The 5,418-nt window shown below is 46.2% G+C and carries 5 protein-coding genes; 3 read left to right on the top strand and 2 right to left on the bottom strand.

All coding sequences use genetic code 11. The features are described 5' to 3' along the window. On the top strand, positions 1-1,054 hold a 1,054-nt coding region (viaA, locus tag MHN01_RS15230), incomplete at its 5' end, for an ATPase RavA stimulator ViaA (RefSeq protein ID WP_239412125.1). 64 nt (positions 1,055-1,118) lie between these two features. Here the strand turns inward: viaA and MHN01_RS15225 are convergent. Next, a complete protein-coding gene (locus MHN01_RS15225; protein WP_239412124.1) occupies positions 1,119-2,216 on the bottom strand; it encodes an ABC transporter substrate-binding protein in 1,098 nt (365 codons plus the stop codon). Between the two features lie 200 nt (positions 2,217-2,416). On the opposite strand from MHN01_RS15225, the gene MHN01_RS15220 reads away from it, so the two are divergent. Together MHN01_RS15220 and MHN01_RS15215 are read left to right on the top strand one after the other, a co-directional pair. After that, a complete protein-coding gene (locus tag MHN01_RS15220; protein ID WP_239412123.1) occupies positions 2,417-3,847 on the top strand; it encodes a nodulation protein NfeD in 1,431 nt (476 codons plus the stop codon). A 3-nt stretch (positions 3,848-3,850) separates the two neighbouring features. Continuing rightward, a complete protein-coding gene (locus MHN01_RS15215; protein ID WP_239412122.1) occupies positions 3,851-4,645 on the top strand; it encodes a slipin family protein in 795 nt (264 codons plus the stop codon). Positions 4,646-4,764: 119 nt separating this feature from the next. Here the strand turns inward: MHN01_RS15215 and pelG are convergent. After that, a partial coding sequence (pelG, locus tag MHN01_RS15210; protein WP_239412121.1) for an exopolysaccharide Pel transporter PelG occupies positions 4,765-5,418 on the bottom strand: 654 nt, incomplete at its 5' end.

Here is a 5,418-nt window from a genome sequence, read left to right as displayed (position 1 = left end):
GTATCAGGCATTGGCGAAGTCACTAACCGAAGCGCAGCAAACAGAGTTGGAGCAGCATAAAGAGAAATTGCTGGCTGATCTGTATCAACGCATTGAGACCATGCAGCAAATGGAAGAGGTGACTGAGGCGGGTGACGAGAAGAAAGCTGGCCGGCTGTGGGACATGGCAAAAGCCAAGCTGACTCGCAGTGATGTCGATAGCTTGAAATCGATAGCTGGTTTCTTGAAAAAGAACGACGGTCTAAAAGAAATTGCCGAAAAGCTGGGGCGGATGGCCAGTGAAATTGACGATCCGGACAAAGAACGAGTTCGTTCGGAAGATCTTAAAATGGTTGAAGAGCGCAGTGACAGTGTCACGGATGATATCGTCGGCGTACATGAAAGTGACGATCTCTCCAAGCTTCTGCCAAACGAGGCGATGTTTCTGGCTTATCCTGAACTTGAAGTTGTGTTCTACAAGCATTTGGTCGATAAGCGATTGATGAATTATCGTGTTCAAGGCGCACAACGTAAGCTGAGAAAAGTTAAGGCATATAAGCGACAAACTAAACAGGTAGAGCAGGACAAAGGGCCATTTATCGTTTGTATTGATGCCTCAGGTTCGATGAATGGATTTCCTGAACAATGTGCCAAGGCTCTGGCATACGGATTGATGCAAATTGCTTTGGCAGAGGATCGGGACTGCTATGTGATTATGTTCTCGACACAGCAAATCACTTATGAGTTAACAAAACAAGATGGCCTTAGCGAAGTGCTGAACTTCCTCTCTTATTCTTTCCATGGCGGTACAGACTTAGGTCCGGTGCTCGACCAATCCATAGAATTGATGAGTAGCGGTAAATACAAAAACGCCGATTTGGTTGTGCTGTCAGACTTTATCGCGCCATCACAGCCCGATGCCATGATGAAGCGAATTAACAAACTTAAAGAGCAGAAAAATCGCTTCCATGCCGTTAATCTTTCGAAATATGGCAACCCTGAGCTGATGACTATCTTTGACCACTGCTGGTCTTATCACCCTTCACAGTTAGGGCGCCTGCTTAAGTGGAAATAACACGGTAATACTAGTTACTTGGCTTTGGCGACCTATTGGTCGCCATTTTTTACTTTGGTTCACATCAACGTTCGGCAAAATACTCGTGTAGTGCCTGTCGCCATTCTGGCGTTTTTCTGACTCTGAGCAAGGCTCGGTTGAGCGTCTCTGCATATTGGCTTTTATCTTCTATCGCAAACCCGTAGTTCTGTTTTTCAAATTGGTAGGGCAGCACAATGAGATCGCGGTATTCGCCTTTCTCCTTGGATTTCTTAATCAGGTATTTTAATACGGCATCGTCCGCGACAATGGCTTGCACCTCATTGGCCTCAAGTGCTTCAAGTAGTTGGCTGTTATCAGTATAAGTGCGGTGAACGATACTGTGATTGGTGAGGAACTCTGACGATGTTGATGCCTCTTTTGCCCCGACGGGAATATTTGCCAGATCATTCGGACCTTTTATGTCAGAGCTTAATAGTCCGAGAGTGAAGGTACTTGCCAGTACCGCAGTAATACTGGCAATAAATAGTGTGGTTGCGATTGCCAGGATCACCGTAATGACTCTGCCGGTTAGGGTTTTGAACTCGAAATAGTTAAAAGGCCCCTTAGTGATAAATAGCAAGCCGAGGATGAAGCCTTCAATCAATTGTGCGCAGCGAGAGGATGTCGAGTACAACTTCTCGTTTACCCGGTGTTCAAGCAGATAAAAGATAGCGCCTACGACTGCTGCAGCAGCGAGAACAAAACCAAGAACGGTCAATAAGTGTTTGTTGGTAATGATGTTCTTCACCGAGGCTAAATAGTCTTGCTTTTTAACGGCGATAGCTAAATGTGTTTCATAAAACGAGTGCGAAAAGTCCAGAATGAGCTCGCGTTCGGGCGTAATGGATAAACAAGAAATCCCGATATTTATTTTTCTCGTTGATACTGCCTCTAGTAACTCTTTAAGGCCAAGCTCCCTGATTTCGTATTGAAGCCCAAGCTGCTCTGCAATTCTCTCCCACAACAGAATGCTCAGGCCTGAATAGGTGCCGTCATCGTGTTTGATGACGAAAGGCGGGCAGTGATAACTACCCACTTCAATAATAGGCTTGGCTGTTGTCACGGCGAACGCACTTTGACAGAGAAGGAGTGCCGGTAGCAGAAGGATAAACAGGCGGTGTGTTGGGTTTGGTTTTGACATGCTGGTTGCTCTTTTGCCCACACTTGCCTAAGTATAAGTGTCATTTTTCTTTCATGTTGCTGTCTTATTTTTGAATGTGAGAAGCCATAAAAACAGTGTGCTTAATGACTTAGGCTATGCTTATAGCAGTTAATGGTAACTCAGAAACTTAGCTGGACTTTCGAGTAAGTCCAGCTAAGTTTCTTGGGGGAGGAAGTTAGATGAAGCTTTTCTCTTATTGTGCGCTGGTATTGACCTTGTTGTTTACTACATTTTCGGCTTCCGCAGATAATGTGTGGGTCATCGAAATTAGAGGTGGAATTGGCCCGGCGACGAGTGACTACGTGGCCCGTGAAATCGACGATGCCAGAGAGGCGCAGGCATCATTTATTGTGTTGAAAATGGACACCCCGGGAGGGTTGGATACCTCGATGCGGGATATTATCCGCGCGATAACGACATCCTCAGTTCCTATCGCAACCTGGGTTGGACCGTCAGGGGCAAGAGCGGCGAGTGCCGGGACTTATATTTTGCTTGCAAGTCATGTTGCAGCGATGGCGCCCGGTACCAATTTGGGGGCGGCGACGCCTGTCAATTTAACTGCTCCGTCAGGAAAAGATGATGATAGCAGCAGTAATCCTTTTGCTCCAAAGGAAGAGAAAAAAGAACCTAAAGACGAGGAAGCAAGCACTGCTGAAGGTGACAGTGAGGCCAAACCTGAAGAAGATGACCGCGTGAAGGCTAAAACCGCCATGGAGAAAAAGGTCATTAATGATGCCACTGCTTATATCCAGGGGTTGGCCAAGCTTCATGGCAGGAATGAGGAGTGGGCTGCGAAGGCGGTAACAGAAGCGGCGAGCCTGGATGCAGAAAGTGCCTTGAAAGAAAATGTCATTGATTTTATTGCGGCTGACCTAGATAGCCTGATGACACAATCAAACGGGCGAACCATAACAATAAACGGCTTAGAGCAAATAATTGAGCTGGACAATATTGCTTATGTCGAAAGAGAGCAAGACTGGCGATTTAAGCTACTTTCTGTCATCACCAATCCCAATGTGGCCTATATTCTGATGCTAATCGGCATATACGGCTTGCTGCTGGAGTTCTATAACCCTGGCGTTGGTTTACCGGGAGTGCTCGGCGGAATATGTCTGTTGCTGGCAATGTATTCATTGCAAATGTTACCAGTAAGCTACGCAGGACTAGGGTTGCTACTGCTGGGGATTGCCCTGATGATTGCGGAAGCGTTCAGTCCGAGCTTCGGCATACTCGGTCTTGGCGGTATTGTGTCCTTTGTTTTGGGTTCAATTATGTTAATGGACACCGAAACACCAGGCTACCAAATCGCTATCCCGCTTATTGTTGGTCTGACCGTGGTATCTGCTCTTTTCACCTTCGTTATCCTTGCCTTGTTGCTAAAGGCGCGGCGCAAGCCCGTTACAACAGGTGTAGAAGTCCTACTGGGACAAAGTGCCAAGGTTGTTAGTGGCTTCCCTGGCGATGGCCGAGTATTGGTTGATGGTGAAATCTGGCAGGCGAAATGTGACCAGCCATTGGCTAAAGGGCAGAGCGTCGTAGTGAGAAGAGTTTCGGGTTTATATCTTGTTGTAGAAGACGGCTACAGTGATCCCTCAAGTAATAAGGAATAACATATGATTACTTATTCGTTAGCGACGATAATCGTGCTGGTGGTAGTCTTAATCGTCAGCATGTTTAAAATTTTACGTGAGTATGAACGTGCCGTCGTTTTCTTTTTGGGGCGGTTTTATGAAGTAAAGGGACCTGGTCTGATCATCATCGTACCGATAATCCAGCAAATGGTGCGGGTTGATTTGCGGACCATTGTATTGGATGTACCTACACAAGATCTGATCACCAGGGATAATGTGTCGGTGCGGGTGAATGCGGTTGTCTACTTTCGTGTCGTTGACCCAAAGATGGCAATCAATAATGTCGAAAATTATCTCGAAGCGACCAGTCAGTTATCGCAGACAACCTTGCGCTCGGTACTCGGCCAGCATGAACTTGATGAACTATTGTCGGCCCGGGAAGAGCTCAATAAAGATCTGCAGTTGATCCTTGACCAGCATACCGACAACTGGGGTATTAAGATTGCGAATGTCGAAATTAAGCATGTGGATTTAGATGAAAGTATGGTTCGCGCTCTGGCAAGGCAAGCAGAAGCCGAGCGTGCTCGTCGAGCCAAGGTTATTCACGCTGTTGGTGAGCTTGAAGCCTCAAAGAAGCTGAAAGATGCCGCTATGGTGTTAAACGAAGCCCCCAATGCTGTTCAGCTTCGTTATATGCAGACGCTAACTGAAATCTCCAACGATCGCACCACTACAATCTTGTTCCCGATGCCAATAGATTTGGTCGATAAGGTGGGGGGCTTTATGAAGGCTTCTTCGGTATCTACGGACCCCGAACATAAAATTGATTATCCTTAGCTCATGATTTGAGCGAACCCTTATAAGTACATAATAAATACATAAATAGTTAGGCTCCCTACATCGGGAGCCTAATTTGTCTGCGGTGTTTCTTTTTCTTTAGCTTGGAGAAAATCTGGTTAAGAACGCTGAAGCATGAAGGTCTGATACTCAAGATCATCAAATTGTCTGTCGAGCATGATGAGCCCAATAATCGTAGTAACCAGCATGGTAATCGCGAAACCATAGCCATAATACACAGGCCCCAAGTCGATGCTGAGATGGGCCAAAACAAAGTTACCGGCTGCCATTAATGCCGTGAGTAGCAATGCCGAGTAGCGTTTATCGAGGTAGAACATCACGTTCAGGATTGACATCACCAGTACCTGAAGGCTGACACCAACAAGGTCGACATAGAGCAGATGTAAGTAAGCCAAGTCAATGTTTAATGCTACCAATATATCTTCAGCCCACAAGAGCAACAAGGCGAGTGTCATCCCCTGAACTTTAAATATTTCGTAGATACTTTGCTGACAGGCAAGGATCATTTTATCCTTGAGCAGGTAGATAGAATCCAGCGTTGCGCCTTCTCGGACAGCATCGTAGAACTTGAGACAGGCATCGGCAAAATCTGTTTCCATACGAAGCATAAATACGGCCATTCCGGGAATAATGGCCAAGTAGGCGATAAATATCGGCAGGTCGTAGATGTACGACGCTCGGAATAGGTCTATGACCTGATGGGAAGTTTCGTCTCTGAACCAAAAAACAAATTTATCCAGCCATACCCCAAG

The organism is Photobacterium sp. OFAV2-7 (assembly GCF_022347985.1).
Classification (GTDB): Bacteria; Pseudomonadota; Gammaproteobacteria; order Enterobacterales; family Vibrionaceae; genus Photobacterium.
The sequence above is the reverse complement of the archived record's forward strand: the minus strand, read 5'-3'. Positions and strand labels throughout refer to the sequence as shown.